Here is an 18926-nt window from a genome sequence, read left to right on the forward strand (position 1 = left end):
GAACACCACCCCCTCCCGGTTGTCGACGCTCAAAACGTCTCTGCGACAGGCAGGGATGTGCGTGAGGCACCAGCATCCGGGAGAAGCCCTTCGGCCCGTGGCAGCGCATGACGTGGAACAGCGAAAGCGTCAACAAACGCCGGATCGGAAACCACTTCCGCCGTTCCCTGCATCACCTGCGTGAGCTTCTGTGCAGATCTGTCGACAGCCTTTCCGAGACCGTTGAGTTCGCCGGCTGACGAGGCCAACTGCTCGGCGGCAGCGGCATTTTGCTGGGTCATTTTGGCGATCTGGGCCACAGCCTCATTCGACTGTGCAATTCCAATCGCAATTTCTTTGCTGGCGGTCAGTATTTGGCTCACCATCACGGCTACCTTTTCGGAACCATCCTTCATCTGCTGAAAGGCCTCGTCAGTCTCAAGCGTCAACTGCACAGCATCCTGGATGCCCTTGAGTGTGGTTTCAATAAGTGCTGCGGTATCTTGTGCGGATTTGGCGGATTGGAGGGCCAGTGTCCTGACCTCATCCGCCACCACCGCGAAGCCGGCCCCCGCCTCTCCTGCCCGGGCTGCCTCCACTGCGGCATTGAGCGCAAGTATATTGGTCTTGAAAGCGATTTCGTCGATGACCTTGATGATTCTTTTCGTTCCTTCGCTCGCGTCCAAAACCGTTTTCATTGCAGCCCTGAGATTATGCATCAGGTCGTTGGCGTGTGCATTCATTCCTCCAGCATGGTCCATCAGCCGTTGCGCTTCACCCGCACTCTCCGTGCTTTGCGCAGCCATGCTGGCGATTTCCTCCAAGGCCGCGGATGTCTCCTCAGTGGAAGCAGCCTGTTCCGATGCAGCTTCCGTGAGGGATTGACCGACCGAAGTCACCTGGGCGGAACATGCGACGATCTGCCTGGAGCTGGCAGAGAGTGTCAAGGCCACTTGAGTGATCGGTGTTACGATTCTTCTCGCCAATAGAATTAGGTTGATGAGCAAGCTGGAAGGTCCGACAATTAGACCAAACGCCACAGCCCGAGGATTGTATGCACCAAATTTACCGACAATGAAAAGGGTCACACAAAGACAAAATATACCCGGCAACAACCAGATCAAGACCCTGGTAGTAAGTCCTTTCTTGTATACGGCATAGGTCGAAATGGAAGCCAGGAATTCACCGATTACCACATAACCGGAAAGTAGTAAGATCTCCCACAGCATATTACACCCCCCTCCCCAAAGGATTCACTCGGATGAAATACGATTGAGCAGTTCCCGGAGCCTCTGTAAAGGCCTTAATAGGCCGGCCTCGAAAGATTCGGACTTCCCAAACCCGACGATCCCCCTCTCATGCCCGCTCTTCAGGCCAAAACGATGCCTTCCGGGAATTGGTGAATAGAACGTATGAGGCTGCAAACTACCAACCCTAAATTTACACTATGTTCGAGTGCAACATAGTGGTTGTGCACACGTTAACTCAGCAACGCTCGTGCCATATGGAGATGACATTCCGCCATCCATAGAACGTCGACAGTATCGTTATCGTCTTAAGGCGGCGACCTCCCATGCGGACACTCGGTGGCTCGGACAAACGCCCATGCGCCACGCAATCACCATGCAGGTCAACATTCGGCCAGGATGGCCGCAGAGTTCGGCCATACTGTCCGACACTGGCGGCTCCGCTTTACCCCGGTCGGAGAGGCACGGGCCTGCGCTTTTCGAGGATTTCATCCAAACACCCTTCCAAAGGCCTTCACAGATGCGGTTTACGACTAACTCAATTTCTGAATGCCCGGGCAGCACAAGTGACTGGCATTCTTGTTGCTGCAAAAGCAGCTTCCATCCTACGGTGTTGTCGTGTTCCAGGGTGTTGTCGTGCAGAACGCGTTGAGCTATGATGAGTTCTAAAGCGGATTGCAAAACGATAGAATGAAATTTAACACACGGTGGTATGAGGCGCTCCCTATGGAAGTTTTCGCCGCGAGGCACGGCGCGCGGCCTTGTACTTGTGAGGGTTGTCGGATCCTTGAGTTCACAGCATTCTTAAGGAGGTGTTTAAGTGGAAAACCGACCACTCGTTACGCAAATTCAACGATTTTCCGTAAACGACGGACCCGGGTTTCGGACGATCGTGTTTTTTAAGGGATGTCCTTTCCGGTGTCAATGGTGCCATAACCCTGAAACACAGTCGTTTTCCCCCGAGATTTACTGGAAAAGTAGATTATGCGTTCAATGCGGACACTGTTTCGATGTCTGTCCCAACCAGGCGATTTTCCCTCCGATTCCCCCGGAAGAAGCTCAGCGTGAGGACTCGACCTACTATAAGATCGACAAGGCGAGATGTGACCGGTGTATGAAATGCGTGGAGGCGTGCAGCTACGGTGCGCTCGAGCAGGTCGGCAAGCCCATGTCCATTGAAGAAATCGTCGAAGAGCTCGAGCGGGATCGGCCTTTCTATGACAATTCCGGAGGGGGGGTGACCATCAGTGGCGGGGAGCCTCTGGTGTTTGGCGAATTTGTCCGAAAGCTGATGGATGCGCTCAAGGCGCGAAGCCTTCATATCTGCCTTGATACTTCGGGCCATTCGCCCTGGGAGGTATTGGAGCCCGTCGCCGAACGAGCCGACATCATTCTGTACGACCTGAAACATCTCGACTCCGATGAACATGAGCGCCTGACAGGTGTACCGAACCAGCTCATTCTTCACAATTTGCAGAGGCTTGCGGCAAAGGGCTGCAGGATCTGGCTGAGAATTGTGGTGTTGCCCCGCTGCACCGATTCGATTGACTACCACCGCCGTGTGGTCGCTTTTCTTCGAAGTCTTCCCGGATCGTTGGAACGTATCGACTTGCTGCCCTTTCACAACTGGTGCCAGGACAAATACCGCTGGCTTGGACGACCCTGGTCCTTTGCCGAGACGGAAAGTGTTCACCCGGATGAGGTGGAGCCGTTGTTGGAGCTGTACCTGTCGGCGGGACTGAATGCGACGATTGGTGGGTCGGGTTTTGATGCACAGGCAACGGCATCGGGGTGATGAACCCCGGCTTATGGCGATTGACGAACGCGTTGACGAACGTGAAGCAAAGGAGGTGAGCAAACGTTAGGAATGGAAGCCCCGCATGGTTCCGGTAGAGAACGACGGCTGACCACCTGGTTCTGTGCTGACCCGGTGCCGATGGGGGGAAGTCGGTGCAATCTGTTTGGATAAACCTGGGCAATCGGTAGGTGGATGGAGCTGGAAGAGAAAAAGAAAGGAGGAGTCAAATGCCTACATGTAAAGAATGCAAGAATTATTTTCCTCAGGAAGATGATGAATCTATGGGTGACTGTGTTCAGCGGGTAGTGGATCCCAGGCAGGCATACTACAGGGCCAAGCCTGTGGCGGCTGACCAGGACGCCTCGAAGTGCAGCCAATTTGCAAAGAGGTAATCGATATTCTACTAAGGAGGAATTACAATGGCACAAGCAGCTGAAGCAAGAGAGGACATCGAACAACTGAAAGAGAGCCAGCAATGGTGGAAGCTGGCCGAAAAGCTGCGCAGCCCGCGGCTGGACTATCTGCGCAAGGCGGTTTGGAAAAAAGGCCCAATAGGTGGAGTGTATGCTCCGGGTATCAAAATTGAGCTAATGCGCAATATCCTTTTCACTGAGTCATGGAAGGAAAACGAGCGTGATCCCATCATGATGCGCAAAGCTAAAGCGCTCGCCCATGTCTGGCGGAATATACCGATATTTATCACCGATCACGCTCAGCTTGTAGGCTATGTTGGGAGTGCCCCCAATACGCTTGGGATGTGGCCTATTGAGGGCGCAAGCATGGTGAACGAGGAGGTGTACAACGACGAGGGCGTTATTCCGGAACCTGAAGAGGAATCGCTCAAGATTATGGCTGATCTCAACAACTACTGGGCGGGAAAGACGGCTATCGACCAGGTTGCGAGGCTGCTCGACCCCGAGGATGCAGTAAAGTTCATGAGTGGAGCGATTGGTTGGGGTGTGCCCACCTCGGCTTATGGCTACTCCGGGAAAGACTATGAATATCTGTTGACGGGAAAGCGCGGGTTCGAAGATATCATGGAGGAAATAGAAGCCAGGTTGGACGAGGCGCAAGAGATTGTCCGTGGAACACCCGGGCCTGAGCTTTTACCCTACTACGAAAAAATCCAAAACTGGGAGGCGATGCTGATCGTCCTCGAAGCGGCCGTCGACTGGGCACGCCGTTACGCCCGGCTGGCTCGCATTATCGCGGAGAACTTCGAAAGCGACCCCAAACGCAAGGAGGAGCTTCTGCGTATTGCCGAGACCTGTGAGCGGGTGCCCGCAAAGGCGCCGAGGTCGCTGCAGGAATCGCTGCAAATGGACCATTTCATCCAGATCCTCGCCCGGTACGAGGCATACGAGGGTGCGTGGCCTGCCCGGCCGGACTACTATCACGGGCCGTTCTACGACAAGGATGTCAACATCGAGAAGAACCTGACCCGTGAAGAGGCACTGGACCTGGTGGGTGAATTCATGATCCGGGCATACGAAGTCGGGGGCTTTGGTCCACGTTGGGGCAGGGAAGGACTGCAAGGGATTACCGGCACATGGGTGTGGACTATTGGCGGCGTCAAGCCGGACGGCACCGACGCGTGCAACGATTTGACAAGAGCGTTTCTACAAGCCGCCAGGCTTGTCAGGGTGGCCAACCCGACGTTCGCCTTTCGCTGGCATCCCAAGGTCCCCGACGACATCATGCGCGAATGCTTCGAATGCATCCGGCACGGGCTTGGTTATCCCTCCATGCGTAACGATCCGATCCTTGTGCAAAATGCCATGTATTGGCATGGGCATCCCCTGGAGGAAGCGAGAACATGGGTCCACCAGGCGTGTATGTCGCCGTGTCCGACCACAAAGCATGGTTTTCAGCCGTTCCGTATGGCCTCTGCGACCGCGAATTGCGCCAAGATGATCGAGTATGCTCTGTTCAACGGCTATGATCCCGTTGTGAATATGCAAATGGGTCCCAAGACGGGAGATGCGAGGAAGTTCAAAAGCTTCGACGAGCTGTTTGAAGCCTGGGTGAAGCAGATGGAGTGGCTCACCGATACGCTTGTGAGAACGGTCAATCTCGGACGGGTAAAAGATCCGGAGTTTTATGGAAGACCGTTTCTTTCAGCCATTTCCGAGCGATCGGTGGAACAGGGCACAGACATTGTGAACCCTGAAGGTGAGCGAGGCAACAGCTGGGTTACGGGCTTTACCTGGGTCGAGAACGCGGACAGTCTTGCTGCCGTAAAAAAGCTTGTCTTCGACGAGAAGAAATACACGATGGATCAATTGATGGACGCTTTGCAGGCCAACTGGGACGGTTATGAAGAAATGCGCCTGGATTTCGTGCGGAATGCTCCCAAGTGGGGAAATGATGACGACTATGTGGACCAGATCATGGTGCGTTGCCTTGAAGAGGTTGCCAGGCATTCGAAAGAGCTGAAAGATCCAACTGGGAATCCGTGGCCGCTTTTACCTGAGAACGTAAGCGGGAATATCCACTATGCCAACATCGTTGGGGCCCTTCCCAACGGCCGCAAACGCGGCGACGCGCTCTATGACGGCGGGATCTCGCCCGGTCCGGGGCTTGACAAGAAGGGGCCTACCGCGGTGCTCAAATCCTGCGGCAAGTTCGACCATGTGCGCCTTGGGCGTGCCTTCCTCCTCAATCAGCGCCTTTCCCCGACCCAGCTCAAGGGTGAGCAGGGCTATCAGTTGTGGAAGGCCTACATGCGGACCTGGGCGGACCTCGGTCTGGACCACGTACAGTTCAACATGGTCGATGACGCCACGCTTAGGGCGGCGCAGAAGGACCCCGAAAAGTACCAGGAAGTGATCGTCCGGGTTGCCGGCTACAGCGCCCATTTTGTGGACATCAGCCGCAAGACCCAGGACAATATCATTCAAAGAACCATTCAGGGTCTGTAAAGGGATGATTGGCCCGATACGGCGGATTACCCCTCCCGTATCGGGCATTCAAATTCGTAAGATGTGTCCATGCCTCATCGGCTGGTGTGGGCTTATCAAAGACCGGTAGCTTGAATATCTCGCAAGGAGAATGAGGCGGGCAAGCCATCGAAAGGGAGGGGAAATTTTATGAAATGTTCAGCTTGTGGATTTGAGGCTCCAGCAAATAAATTCCGTTATCTCTACAACGCTCGGATTGACGACCCTTTGTCTATGCGCCAATGTATAAAGTGCGGCGAAGTGATCGCCGTGAACGAGCTCAAGGGAGAAGCGGTGCAAATCGTCAAGCCCGGTGACGCACCGTGGGGTAAATCCGCCGGTATAGAGGGTGTTACACCATCTGTGCTGGACTAGGTTGTTTTGTCAAGCGGGCTCTCCGCATTGCGGGTGCCGATAAGGGGGAAACCGCCCGCATGCGGCTCCTCCCGGACGGCCAGTTTATGGAGGTGTGATATAATTTAAAGTTTTCCCCAATGTCTAGCAAAAAATGCCGAGGCTTAAGCTCAGTGCAACGGGTTGGCCGAGCCGAGCGGAGCCCATGCGGAGCTCAGGCGAGGCGAGGCCAACCCTTCCTTATCCTCCTCTATAGGATAGAAGGATCTCGGCGGTTTATAACCAAAATTCTGATGTAACCTCTCGTTATTGTAGAAATCAAAGTAACCCTCCAAGCCCTCGAGGGCCTCCCCGGGGGTGCAGTAGTCCTTGACATAGACTTCCTCATATTTTACCCAGCGCACAGACGCTCCACCATGATGTTGTCAAATGCCCTTCCCCGGCCATCCATGCTGATTCTTACACCGGGTGAAGGGGGGGGATTTTTTGCCCTTTTTAACCTTTTTGCTTAAGGTCTCCATTTTTTCAGAACGCTACCAGAAAATTAGCGAACTGTCCGGCCCTCTTGTGCCTCGCGCTCCAGAAAAAGCGTGTCCTGTGATCATGTAGATTCCGGCCTCCATAAGAATGTCGACGGTATTGCTCTGCGGCGGCGAGCTCCCATGCGCACCATCGATGGGTCGCACAAACGCCCATGCGCCACGGAATCACCATGCAGGTCAACATTCGGCCAGTATGGCCGCACTAATCGGCCACACTGGCCGACGCTCGCGGCTCCGCGTTACCCCGGTCGGAGAGGCACGGGCCTGCCCTTTTCCAGGACTGCATCCAAAGACCCTTCCAAAGGCCTTCACGGATGCGGTTTACGACTAACTTAATTTCTGAATGCCCAGCTAGGGCCGGTGGCTGGCATTGTTCTTGCTCCAACATTACCTCCTCTCCTGCGGTGTCGTTGTGTTCTAGGGTGTTGTCGTGCAGAAGGCGTTGAGCTATCATGAATGTTAAAGGGGATTGTAAAACGGTACGATGAAGTTTACCACAAGGTGGTATGAGGTGCTCCTTATGGAAGTTTTCGCCGCGAGGCACAGTGTACGCCCTTGTGTTTCTGAGGCTTTTCAGATTCTTGAGTCTACTGCATTTGTAAGGAGGTGTTTAAGTGGAAAACCAACCACTCGTTACGCAAATTCAGCGATTTTCCGTAAATGACGGACCCGGGTTTCGGACGATCGTGTTTTTTAAGGGATGTCCCTTGCGGTGTCAATGGTGCCATAACCCTGAAACACAGTCGTTTTCCCCCGAGATTTACTGGAAAAGTAGATTATGCGTTCAATGCGGACACTGTTTCGATGTCTGTCCCAATCAGGCGATTTTCCCTCCGATTCCCCCGGAAGAAGCTCAGCGTGAGGACTCGACCTACTATAAGATCGACAAGGCGAGATGTGACCGGTGTATGAAATGCGTGGAGGCGTGCAGCTACGGTGCGCTCGAGCAGGTCGGCAAGCCCATGTCCATGGAAGAAATCGTCGAAGAGCTCGAGCGGGATCGGCCTTTCTATGACAATTCCGGAGGGGGGGTGACTATCAGTGGCGGGGAGCCTCTGGTGTTTGGCGAATTCATTCGAAAGCTGATGGATGCGCTCAAGGCGCGAAACCTTCATATCTGCCTTGATACTTCGGGGCATTCGCCCTGGGAGATATTGGAGCCCGTCGCCGAGCGAGCCGACATCATTCTGTACGACCTGAAACATCTCGACTCCGATGAACATGAGCGCCTGACAGGCGTACCGAACCAGCTCATTCTTCACAATTTGCAGAGGCTTGCGGCAAAGGGCTGCAGGATCTGGCTGAGAATTGTGGTGTTGCCCGGCTGCACCGATTCGATTGATTACCACCGCCGTGTGGTTGCTTTTCTTCGAAGTCTTCCCGGATCGTTGGAACGTATCGACTTGCTGCCCTTTCACAACTGGTGCCAGGACAAATACCGCTGGCTTGGACGACCCTGGTCGTTTGCCGAGACGGAAAGTGTTCACCCGGATGAGGTGGAGCCGTTGTTGGAGCTGTACCTGTCGGCGGGACTGAATGCGACGATTGGTGGGTCGGGTTTTCAGGCACAGGCAACGGCATCGGGGTGATGAACCCCGGCGTATGGCGATTGACGAACGCGTTGACGAACGTAAAGGAAAGGAGGTGAGCAAACGTTAGGAACGGAAGCCCCGCATGGTTCCGGTAGAGAACGATGGTTGACTGCCTGGTTCTGTACTGACGATTTCTGATGCTGCTCTCGCGGTGCCGATGGGGGAAAGCCAGTGTAATCTCTTTGGGTAAGCCCGGGCAATGGGCATGTGGATGGAGCTGGAAGAGAAAAAGAAAGGAGGAGTCAAATGCCTACATGTAAAGAATGCAAGAATTATTTTCCTCAGGAAGATGATGAATCTATGGGCGACTGTGTTCAGCGGGTAGTGGATCCCAGGCAGGCATACTACAGGGCCAAGCCTGTGGCGGCTGACCAGGACGCCTCGAAGTGCAGCCAATTTGCAAAGAGGTAATCGATATTCTGCTAAGGAGGAATTACAATGGCACAAGCAGCTGAAGCAAGAGAGGACATCGAACAACTGAAAGAGAAGCAGCAATGGTGGAAGGTGGCCGAAAAGCTGCGCAGCCCGCGGCTGGACTATCTGCGCAAGGCGGTTTGGAAAAAAGGCCCAATAGGTGGAGTGTATGCTCCGGGTATCAAAGTTGAGCTAATGCGCAATATCCTTTTCACTGAGTCATGGAAGGAAAACGAGCGTGATCCCATTATGATGCGCAAAGCCAAAGCGCTCGCCCATGTCTGGCGGAATATACCGATATTTATCACCGATCACGCTCAGCTTGTAGGCTATGTCGGGAGTGCCCCCAATACGCTTGGGATGTGGCCTATTGAGGGCGCAAGCATGGTGAACGAAGAGGCGTACAACGAAGAGGGTGTTATTCCGGAACCTGAGGAGGAATCCCTCAGGACGATCGCCGAGATTAACAACTACTGGGCGGGAAAGACGGCTATCGACCAGGTTGCGAGGCTGCTCGACCCCGAGGATGCAGTAAAGTTCATGAGTGGAGCGATTGGTTGGGGTGTGCCCACCTCGTCTTATGGCTACTCCGGGAAAGACTATGAATATCTGTTGACGGGAAAGCGCGGGTTCGAAGATATTATGGAGGAAATAGAAGCCAGGTTGGATGAAGCGCAAGAGATTGTCCGTGGAACACCCGGGCCTGAGCTTTTACCCTACTACGAAAAAATCCAAAACTGGGAGGCGATGCTGATCGTCCTCGAAGCGGCCGTCGACTGGGCACGCCGTTACGCCCGGCTGGCTCGCATTATCGCAGAGAACTTCGAAAGCGACCCCAAACGCAAGGAGGAGCTTCTGCGCATTGCCGAAACCTGTGAGCGGGTGCCCGCAAAGGCGCCGAGGTCGCTGCAGGAATCGCTGCAAATGGACCATTTCATCCAGATCCTCGCCCGGTACGAGGCATACGAGGGTGCGTGGCCTGCCCGGCCGGACTACTATCACGGGCCGTTCTACGACAAGGATGTCAATATCGAGAAGAACCTGACCCGTGAAGAGGCACTGGACCTGGTGGGTGAATTCTTGATCCGGACATACGAAGTCGGGGGCTTTGGTCCACGTTGGGGCAGGGAAGGACTGCAAGGGATTACCGGCACCTGGGTGTGGACTATTGGCGGCGTCAAGCCGGACGGCACCGACGCGTGCAACGATTTGACAAGAGCGTTTCTACAAGCCGCCAGGCTTGTCAGGGTGGCCAACCCGACGCTCGCCTTTCGCTGGCATCCCAAGGTCCCCGACGACATCATGCGCGAATGCTTCGAATGCATCCGGCACGGGCTTGGTTATCCCTCCATGCGTAACGATCCGATCCTTGTGCAAAATGCCATGTATTGGCATGGGCATCCCCTGGAGGAAGCGAGAACATGGGTCCACCAGGCGTGTATGTCGCCGTGTCCGACCACAAAGCATGGTTTTCAGCCGTTCCGTATGGCCTCTGCGACCGCGAATTGCGCCAAGATGATCGAGTATGCTCTGTTCAACGGCTATGATCCCGTTGTGAATATGCAAATGGGTCCCAAGACGGGAGATGCGAGGAAGTTCAAAAGCTTCGACGAGCTGTTTGAAGCCTGGGTGAAGCAGATGGAGTGGCTCACCGATACGCTTGTGAGAACGGTCAATCTCGGACGGGTAAAAGATCCGGAGTTTTATGGAAGACCGTTTCTTTCAGCCATTTCCGAGCGATCGGTGGAACAGGGCACTGACATTGTGAACCCTGAAGGTGAGCGAGGCAACAGCTGGATTACGGGGTTTACCTGGGTCGAGAATGCCGACAGTCTCGCTGCCGTAAAAAAGCTTGTCTTCGACGAGAAGAAATACACGATGGATCAATTGATCGACGCTTTGCAGGCCAACTGGGACGGTTACGAAGAAATGCGCCTGGATTTCGTGCGGAATGCTCCCAAGTGGGGAAATGACGACGACTATGTGGACCAGATCATGGTGCGTTGCCTTGAAGAGGTTGCCAGGCATTCGAAAGAGCTGAAAGATCCCACTGGGAATCCATGGCCGCTTTTGCCCGAGAACGTGAGCGGGAATATCCACTATGCCAACATCGTTGGGGCCCTTCCCAACGGCCGCAAACGCGGCGACGCGCTCTATGACGGTGGGATCTCGCCCGGTCCGGGGCTTGACAAGAAGGGGCCTACCGCGGTGCTCAAATCCTGCGGCAAGTTCGACCATGTGCGCCTTGGGCGTGCCTTCCTCCTCAATCAGCGCCTTTCCCCGACCCAGCTCAAGGGTGAGCAGGGCTATCAGTTGTGGAAGGCCTACATGCGGACCTGGGCGGACCTCGGTCTGGACCACGTACAGTTCAACATGGTCGATGACGCCACGCTCAGGGCGGCGCAGAAGGACCCCGAAAAGTACCAGGAAGTGATCGTCCGGGTTGCCGGCTACAGCGCCCATTTTGTGGACATCAGCCGCAAGACCCAGGACAATATCATTCAGAGAACCATTCAGGGTCTGTAAAGGGATGATTGGCCCGATACGGCGGATTACCTGCCGTATCGGGCATTCAAATGCGTAAGATGCGTCCATGCCTCATCGGCTGGTGTGGGCTTATCAAAGACCGGTAGCTTGAATATCTCGCAAGGAGAATGAGGCGGGCAAGCCATCGAAAGGGAGGGGAGATTTTATGAAATGTCCAGCTTGTGGATTTGAGGCTCCAGCAAATAAATTCCGTTATCTCTACAATGCTCGGATTGACGACCCTTTGTCTATGCGCCAATGTATAAAGTGCGGCGAAGTGATCGCAGTGAACGAGCTCAAGGGAGAAGCGGTGCAAATCGTCAAGCCCGGTGACGCGCCGTGGGGTAAATCCGCCGGTATAGAGGGTGTTACACCATCTGTGCTGGACATGGAGGGGTGATATGGCTGCAAGGGAAAAACGATCCTCCCGGCGGAGTCAATGGGAGGAAATGCGCAAGGGTTTGACGGGCGAGCTGTCGAAGAAAAGCTTCGAGGAGCGGGAGAAACTGCCCGAGAAGGCTTGTGGAAAGTGTAAGCACTTCTCCGAGAACGCATATGTATCTGATGGAAGGGGATTCTGCGCGGTGCTGAAGGTCGGAAGCAACATTGCCGCGGACCCGCCGGTGTGCGTTCTTGAAGGGGATGCCGGGATGATGACCATATTTAACATGGATGCTTCCAGGTGCCCCTACTACGATCAGATGGAATTTATTGACACGGATGGCACCGAATGCGCCGATCCTCAATTCCGGCGTGCCCTGAGGCAATTCAAGTCGTAAGACCTGTTCACATAGCCAGGGGGGCGAGATCGATCTCGCCCCCCGGCTGGACGCGGGAGATTCAAAATGAACCTTACATGTAACAAATGCGGATTCACGGCCGAATACATCGAGTTTCGGTACATCTGCAAGACGGGCTGACCGGCTTGCGGAGAGGCTGATCTCCGCGAGTGCCCCAGGTGTGGGAACCAGTGTCATTTTTCGAGGAATGATGCCCTGGAACAAGAGCAGGAAGAGATGAAAGAGATGTCGAAACGTCTCGCGGCGATTACAGCATCCAGCGGTCCCGAGGCTCTGGACGAAGCGCGGGAGATTATGCGGAAGCTTAAGCGCATGAATCTGAGGTGGAACATATCGGCTCTGGACGCATTCGTCAAAACCCGGCGGCGGGAACTTTTTCCGCAGGATTATGGGAATTAGAGCCACGGCGAGGGATCGGCCATGGATAATAAGAATAAAGGCTTTGTGCGGACAAATTCAAAAAGGAGGAATCCAACAAAATGACGTTCGATCTTTCCAGCTTCGTTCCCGCACCGGAAGAGCACTTTTTCCTGCCAAACAGTGTGGTGGAGAATCTGGAGCGCATTGCCGCACTTTCGCAAAGGCATCCTGTGAACGTGCTGGTCGCCGGCAAGCAGGGGTGTGGCAAATCGACTCTCGTGAAACAGTTCGCTGCACGCAACCGGCGCCCGCTTGCAACCTTCCAGATCGGCATCCTTTCGGAGCCGGGTCAGCTTTTCGGCGAGCACCGCTTAAAGGATGGAGAGACCTACTACCAGCAGTTTTTGTTTCCCCAGGCCATTCAAACCCCGGGTTGTGTAATCCACCTGGAGGAAATCAACCGCCCCGAGCATCCGAAAGCGCTTAATATGCTTTTTTCCGTCCTGGCCGAAGACCGCAAGGTCTGGCTGGACGAGCTTGGACTCATACGGGTTGCCGACGGCGTCGTCTTCATGGCTACCCTCAACGAGGGAGAAGAATTCGTAGGTACGGAGTTGTTGGACGCCGCCTTGCGGGATCGTTTCTATGTCACCGCCTTGGATTACTTGCCCGCGGATGTTGAAACAAAGGTGCTCCATTACAAGACCGGGATCCCTGAAGCGGAAGCACTGACAATCGTCAATGTGGCTAACAAGCTGAGGGGTAATTCGAAGGACCCGATGGTTGTTTCGACGCGCCACACGCTCATGATCGCCGAAATGGTGGCAGTGGGGGCATCCATCGAAGACGCTTTCATTTACAGTCTCCAGGCGGGTAAGGACTTACTGGAGTCTATTCTGCTTTCGCTCCATGTGCAATTGGGGAAAAAAGATGCGCACACCGAAACCGGCTATCAAATCTACTGATTGGTTCAAGCCGGCAATGGCTAAAATCCCGGAGCCCGGCGCCGGAGACGATGCGAGGCGGTTGGACCGGCTTATCAATGAGGCGGGGGCCGCCGGGCTCTCCCGGTACTGGCGCAGGAACATATCCCAGCTGGAATCCTCGGAACTGGCCTATGCACTCCGGGCATTGGAGAAGGTCGCCGGGCACGTTGGCCATAACGTCGGGCGCATAGAATGGGCTGGTATGTCGACGGACGACACGGACGTCATCGTGCTCGATCCAGGCCTTATCATGGGGGACTATCCGATTCCCGCCTCGATGTTCGACTATCTGGTGGGCATTGTGGTCCATGAAGCCCTTCATCGAAAGGAATGGACGGATCTGGTGTGGAAGAAGTCGCATGAGGCGACCTTGGACATGCCGGTACGGGAAAAGATCGCCTTTCACAAGATTGTCTATACCGGGGAAGATATTTATGTTGATTTCTTTTCCCAACGGAACATCCTTGGTGAGTACGTCCGGCTTGCCCGTGAGGTGGAGCTTCGCCAGGAGGAGCCGTTTCTTGGGGATATTCCTGTCAGTCTGGACAGGCTTGTGCACCATTGGCGGCGGAGCGCCTTCGATCAAAACAAATCGGCGGGTGTTGAACAAATGGACCAGGTGCTGCGTCTCCTCCATGAGTCGACGGGGGAACTTCGGTCCATCGGGTTTGCGTCGGGGGGAGTTGTCAGGCGATGTGAACTCAGGGCGCGGCTGTACCTTGAGACCTGGAAGAAAATCGCGCCCCATGTGGAGGGATGGAAAATCCTCGACATGTCGCTTTTATGGTATCCACGGGACGGTTCCGAAAAGGTGCGTCCAATCAGGAGAAAAAGAAAGGTCCAGACCCGCCTTTCTGCCAACCTGGCTCAAGACATCGAGGAGAAACTCGCCGCCCATTCAGCGGATATAACGCCCATTATTCGCAAGGTGGCCGGCGCGGACAATCCCGACGTCGTTCCCACGTCCCGGTGGGATTTCAATAATCCGATCAGCCCGGTCGTCGATCCTAGAATGATCGGGCGCATTCAAGGTGTGCTCCAAAGCTACGCGGAACGTGTAACGGTGTATAACCGGGGGCTTACTTCAGGAAGAGTGGATCGTCGGAGGCTGTATAGAGCGCCGGTGAATGGGCGATGCTTTTTCCAAAAGCAGGCGCTGCCCAATCTTGACTGGAATATTTGTCTGTTGGTCGATGCCAGCGGCTCCATGGCCGGAGCACGCTGGAGGATGGTGGAAAGTATCGTTGCCACTCTGCACAAGGCCTTTCACGGTTTCCGCAACAGGCTTCAGGCCTTCGGGTATTTCGAGGTGGACGGGGTTTGCATGCTCTCCAGCCTGCTCGACGGCAAGCGTGTACTTTCAATACCTCCGAGCGGTCAAACGGCGTCTGGACAAGCCATCATTGCCGCTGCTTACTTCATGCCCAAGGATGCCAGGAGAAGGTTTATTATCCATGTGACGGACGGGGAGTCGAACTTCGGATGTGACGTCCAAATTGGAATCGATCACTGCCTTGCGGAGAGGATTCATCTTGTGACCCTTGGGGTCGCCTGTAAGGACCGTGAGGCAATGGTGGAGCAGTACGGCAACGGAATTCGGTTTCTCGATCATTTCGGCCAGTTGCCCGGCGCGATCGAACATCTTCTCAAGTGGACGCTTCTGGGCGAAGCAAAAGCGCTTATGGCCGGTTCTCGCCCGGTAAGGCAGAAGGCATCTGCCGTGTGAGTTTGACCGATTGGGATCAATCGGGGGGAATTGACAGAAGGAGATGGACGATGAAAATGTTCAGTGAAGAGTGGTTCAATGCAGTGGTGGATGCGCTGAAGGCGGATGACGAATTTCAACGGAAAGCCGAAGGATTTGACAGCGGGCTGCAGTTCAAGGTTCTGAAAGATCCTAAAGCCGGTGTTGATAAGGATGTGGCTTTCGGAATGTGGCTCCCCAGCGCGGAGCCGAACTGGTACGGACCCAGACCGGACGAGGATGTCGATATTATTCTGGAGGGCAAAGCAGGGAAATTCAAGGAAGTTCTCACGGCAAAAAAGAACGTCATAACGGATAGTTTCTTGACGGCTGTCACTATGGCAGGAGAGATTATATGGAAGAAAGGTTCCATGAGCAAGCTATCGTCCAACGTGGGAACATGGAGGAGATTTCTGGAAGTGGTGAGTTCCGTGTCATAGACCGGAGGAGGTGGCAAGGATGAGCAAGCTGAGTGAAAGGGCCAGGGAGTAACTGTCGCGGGAGGAGAGGTTGAATGTGCTGAGCACATCAACCCAAAAGGGTTGTGGTCATATAGCGTTTATGCAACAGCTGTAAGCGAAATCCCCTGACGGTAGGGAGGACGACGCGTATTATATGATAGTCGATGACCCCCGATCACACTTTATCTTTGTGTATGATCCCGACATTTTCCGGGGTAAAAAGTACACGGTCTACAACGGACGCGACCTCACCACCGGTGAAATGCTGGCGTTCTGGTGTGGATGCCGGGAGGACGATTGCTGGAGCGTTGGATCAGATCGAAAGGCTTCGATGAGGAGACGGCCGCCGCCGCTAGAGAGGATGCCCGAATGAGATTCGGGCGCATTTTCGATCATCCGGACGAAATCTTTGAGCCATGGGAACAATAATGGCGGTGTAAGGCACATTTTGAGCTTCTAACGCGAGGTCATTGTTGTGATGTCTTCGGAAAAGCATTTACGAATACCCAATCTCGATCCGGACTTTTTTATTCTTGAACGAGACAGGGTCAATCTGGAACGGTTCGCGCGGCTTTCAGAGCGGCATCCTGTCAACATAATGGTGACGGGAAGCCAGGGCTGTGGCAAGTCGTCCCTCGTAAGGCAGTTTGCCGCTATTTACGGGAGACCTTTGGCTACGTTCCAGGTGGGGCTCCTGGCCGAATCCGGACAGCTTTTCGGCCAACAGAGGCTCCAATCCGGTGAAACCTATTTCAAGGAGTTTCTGTTCTCCAAGGCCATCCAGACTCCGGGTTGCGTGATACATCTCGAGGAAATCAACCGCTCCGAGACGCCTCATGCCTTGAACGAGCTTTTTTCCGTGCTTTCCGAGGATCGCAGCATCTGGATCGATGAGCTGGGAACCGTAAAGGTGGCGCCCGGGGTTATATTCTTCGCCACCATGAACGAGGGAGAGAAGTTTACCGGGGTCGAGGAGATCGACGCGGCTCTGAGGGACCGGTTCTATTATATTCAGCTCGAGTACTTGCCTCATGAAGTTGAAAAGCAGGTCTTGGTGAGAAAGACGGGATTATCGGAGTCCGGAGCAGACCGGATCTTGAATGTGATCAACCATATCAGGACCAATGAGCAAGCCGGCGTCAGCGTTTCCATAAGGCACAGCCTGATGATTGCGGAACTGGTTTCTTTAGGGGCCTCTTTGCGCGAGGCGCTCGTCTACAGTCTACAGATTTCCAGGGATGCTCTCGAATCCCTGCTTCTATCGGTACACGTTCAAACGCAGGATACGGAAGCGGAGTTGGACCGATATGTCGTGTATGTTCCCGAGAGCTCCCCGGCTACGGAAAAGGTTTTCCAATGAAAACATACTCTCTGTACTGGCGAAAAAACACTTCGAAGGAGGAGGCGGTCGAGCTCGCCCTTTGCCTTCGCTCCTTGCGTAAGGTTGCTTCTCATTTGGGATACAACGTCAAGCCCGTCTACTGGGAAGGTATGGTCGATTCCGATGAGCGATCCATTTTGTTGGATCCGGCCGCTGTTAGAGGAAAATATCCCATCCCCTTCAACAAGTACGACATTCTGGTTGGACAGGTTATCCTCGAAGGGAAGTCTTCTATGGAATGGCGGGAATGGGTTATTGGCAAGGTGGTGGAGGAGGCGGGGGAACTGAGCGGAGATGCTGAAGCAATTCTGCTTAAGATCGCCGGGGCAGCTGAGGACATATACGTTACGGAATGGGCGAAAAGCCATGTCTGGAGGCATTACCTGCGGCGTTTTTGGGAGGCCAGGCTCAGTGCCGGGCAACGTGATCCGGCTTTGCCTCCAACTGCGGACAGCCTTGCCGACATGTGGCGCAGGGAGGTGTTGTTGGGACGGACAAGTCGGAATCTACATCAATACTATCACGGTCCTCTTGCGCTGTTGAATGCCTATACGGCCAAGATTGCAAACTGCCTGGCGCTTGCCGGCGTCGGCCGCCGGAGGGATTACAGGAAAAACTTATATCATGAGCTGTGGGCGCGGCTGTTCGAGGCTATCCAGGAGTGGGAATCATTCCAGTTGTCTCCCGATGCGGTCGGCTTGAGGGACGAGATGGGTGTGAAGGGTGAAGTAGACGTTGAGACGGACACGCCGCGCAGATCGACGGATCTTGAACGCAACGAGGACCTGGAAGAGGATGTCATCGACAAGCTCAATTCCATCCTGGAAGCGGATGACACGATCGATCTGACCTCGGTTGTCTCCGCCGCGGTGGAAGACCCCGAGGCGGCCCCGATAAAAACGGTGTTCTCGAAAAGCGCGGTTCCAAGTGATATGATGCCCGACAAGGTGCAGACGGCTGTTATGAAAAAGCTTTTCAGGGATCAGGAGTTGTTTCTGAGACGGCGGCAGATGAGGGGGGCGACCAGGAGGGGGCTGACAGAGGGCAAGCTTGATGCCCGCCGCTTATATCGGGTGCCCCTCGATGGCAAAGTTTTCAAAAACCGGGAATGCACAAAAACCCGGAAGGCGTGGCACATCTGCATTGTGGTAGACGCTTCCGCGTCCATGAGTGGAAGAGGGGAGCATGGAAGTGTGATTCCCTGGGAGCTTGCCGAAAGGACCTTCGTTTCCCTTGCGGAAGCGATCAAAGGCTCAAAAAACACCCTCGATATCCATGCATACTGCGAACGTGGGGGCCAGTGTGTCATTACCAACCTTTTTCACGGCGGCAGGGTGCACACCGTTGTTCCTTCCGGTCGCACTCCGTCAGGTCAGGCGATATTGGGTGCGGCCGCGATGATGGAAAAAGGCCATCCTCAAAACATGATGATTCACATAACGGATGGCGCTGCCAATTGTGGTTTGTCCCTCGGTGATGCGGTGCGGTTTTGCCGGAAAAACAACATCCGGCTTTTCACCATAGGATGCGGCTGTAACCAACAGACACAAGACTTTTTGAGCGGTTATTTCCCTGCTGAAAGTCTGTTTTTTATGAAAGATATGGGTGACCTTGCCATAGGCCTGTATGAGGTGTTTCGGCGCAACATTTTCGAGGCGGTATAATTTTGGTGTGTGGGGCGGGCCGATCGGAATTCGTGGGATGTTGTTCCGATTCTCGGTCAATGAGGTTACTGTCATCATCTCCTTGTTAATGAGCATTGAAGCGTGTTGTACTGGCAGAAATCCAAGCGAGCGGAGGAGG

General features: G+C 54.4%; 15 protein-coding genes and 1 pseudogene. 14 read left to right on the forward strand and 2 right to left on the reverse strand.

Annotated features, from left to right (window positions below; translation table 11 throughout):
• Positions 1-29 precede the first annotated feature (29 nt).
• Positions 30-1208 (reverse strand): methyl-accepting chemotaxis protein, encoded by a 1179-nt coding sequence (locus tag FDQ92_RS13215; protein WP_137425328.1) that lies wholly within the window; start codon positions 1206-1208, stop codon positions 30-32.
• 838 nt (positions 1209-2046) lie between these two features.
• Between FDQ92_RS13215 and FDQ92_RS13220 the strand changes: the two genes are divergently transcribed.
• The 4 genes from FDQ92_RS13220 to FDQ92_RS13235 all read left to right on the forward strand — a co-directional run bounded on the left by FDQ92_RS13220 (position 2047) and on the right by FDQ92_RS13235 (position 6338).
• Complete coding sequence (locus FDQ92_RS13220; RefSeq protein WP_137425329.1) at positions 2047-3021, forward strand: glycyl-radical enzyme activating protein; 975 nt, start codon at positions 2047-2049, stop codon at positions 3019-3021.
• Positions 3022-3251: 230 nt separating this feature from the next.
• Positions 3252-3416: a benzylsuccinate synthase gamma subunit family protein gene (locus FDQ92_RS16325; RefSeq protein WP_137424347.1), complete on the forward strand. Its 165-nt coding sequence runs from the start codon at positions 3252-3254 to the stop codon at positions 3414-3416.
• A gap of 27 nt (positions 3417-3443) precedes the next feature.
• On the forward strand, positions 3444-5945 hold the full coding sequence (locus FDQ92_RS13230) for a pyruvate formate lyase family protein (protein WP_137425330.1): 2502 nt from the start codon (positions 3444-3446) through the stop codon (positions 5943-5945).
• A 168-nt stretch (positions 5946-6113) separates the two neighbouring features.
• Positions 6114-6338: an SH3 domain-containing protein gene (locus FDQ92_RS13235; protein WP_137425331.1), complete on the forward strand. Its 225-nt coding sequence runs from the start codon at positions 6114-6116 to the stop codon at positions 6336-6338.
• Between the two features lie 149 nt (positions 6339-6487).
• Here the strand turns inward: FDQ92_RS13235 and FDQ92_RS15775 are convergent.
• Positions 6488-6783: pseudogene (locus FDQ92_RS15775) on the reverse strand (integrase core domain-containing protein); the annotation flags it as partial.
• 690 nt (positions 6784-7473) lie between these two features.
• On the opposite strand from FDQ92_RS15775, the gene FDQ92_RS13240 reads away from it, so the two are divergent.
• From FDQ92_RS13240 to FDQ92_RS13285, 10 genes are all read left to right on the forward strand, one after another.
• Positions 7474-8448: a glycyl-radical enzyme activating protein gene (locus FDQ92_RS13240; RefSeq protein WP_137425332.1), complete on the forward strand. Its 975-nt coding sequence runs from the start codon at positions 7474-7476 to the stop codon at positions 8446-8448.
• A gap of 249 nt (positions 8449-8697) precedes the next feature.
• Positions 8698-8862 (forward strand): benzylsuccinate synthase gamma subunit family protein, encoded by a 165-nt coding sequence (locus FDQ92_RS16330; protein ID WP_137424347.1) that lies wholly within the window; start codon positions 8698-8700, stop codon positions 8860-8862.
• Between the two features lie 27 nt (positions 8863-8889).
• Positions 8890-11391 carry a pyruvate formate lyase family protein gene (locus FDQ92_RS13250; RefSeq protein WP_137425333.1) on the forward strand — a complete coding sequence of 834 codons (2502 nt, stop codon included), beginning with the start codon at positions 8890-8892 and terminating at the stop codon, positions 11389-11391.
• Between the two features lie 166 nt (positions 11392-11557).
• Entirely contained in the window at positions 11558-11791 is a 234-nt protein-coding gene (locus FDQ92_RS13255; protein WP_137425334.1) for a hypothetical protein, read from the forward strand.
• Between the two features lies 1 nt (position 11792).
• Entirely contained in the window at positions 11793-12170 is a 378-nt protein-coding gene (locus FDQ92_RS13260) for a hypothetical protein (protein ID WP_137425335.1), read from the forward strand.
• Positions 12171-12670: 500 nt separating this feature from the next.
• A complete protein-coding gene (locus FDQ92_RS13265; protein WP_137425336.1) occupies positions 12671-13516 on the forward strand; it encodes an AAA family ATPase in 846 nt (281 codons plus the stop codon).
• Between the two features lie 16 nt (positions 13517-13532).
• On the forward strand, positions 13533-15263 hold the full coding sequence (locus FDQ92_RS13270) for a vWA domain-containing protein (RefSeq protein ID WP_211341280.1): 1731 nt from the start codon (positions 13533-13535) through the stop codon (positions 15261-15263).
• A gap of 50 nt (positions 15264-15313) precedes the next feature.
• Positions 15314-15721 (forward strand): hypothetical protein, encoded by a 408-nt coding sequence (locus FDQ92_RS13275; RefSeq protein ID WP_137425337.1) that lies wholly within the window; start codon positions 15314-15316, stop codon positions 15719-15721.
• A 499-nt stretch (positions 15722-16220) separates the two neighbouring features.
• Complete coding sequence (locus FDQ92_RS13280) at positions 16221-17102, forward strand: AAA family ATPase (RefSeq protein ID WP_137424331.1); 882 nt, start codon at positions 16221-16223, stop codon at positions 17100-17102.
• A complete protein-coding gene (locus FDQ92_RS13285; protein WP_137425338.1) occupies positions 17099-18787 on the forward strand; it encodes a vWA domain-containing protein in 1689 nt (562 codons plus the stop codon). The genes FDQ92_RS13280 and FDQ92_RS13285 overlap by 4 nt, the downstream gene beginning before the upstream one ends.
• Positions 18788-18926 lie beyond the last annotated feature (139 nt).

It is taken from the genome of Desulfoglaeba alkanexedens ALDC, from assembly GCF_005377625.1.
Taxonomy (GTDB): domain Bacteria; phylum Desulfobacterota; class Syntrophobacteria; order Syntrophobacterales; family DSM-9756; genus Desulfoglaeba; species Desulfoglaeba alkanexedens.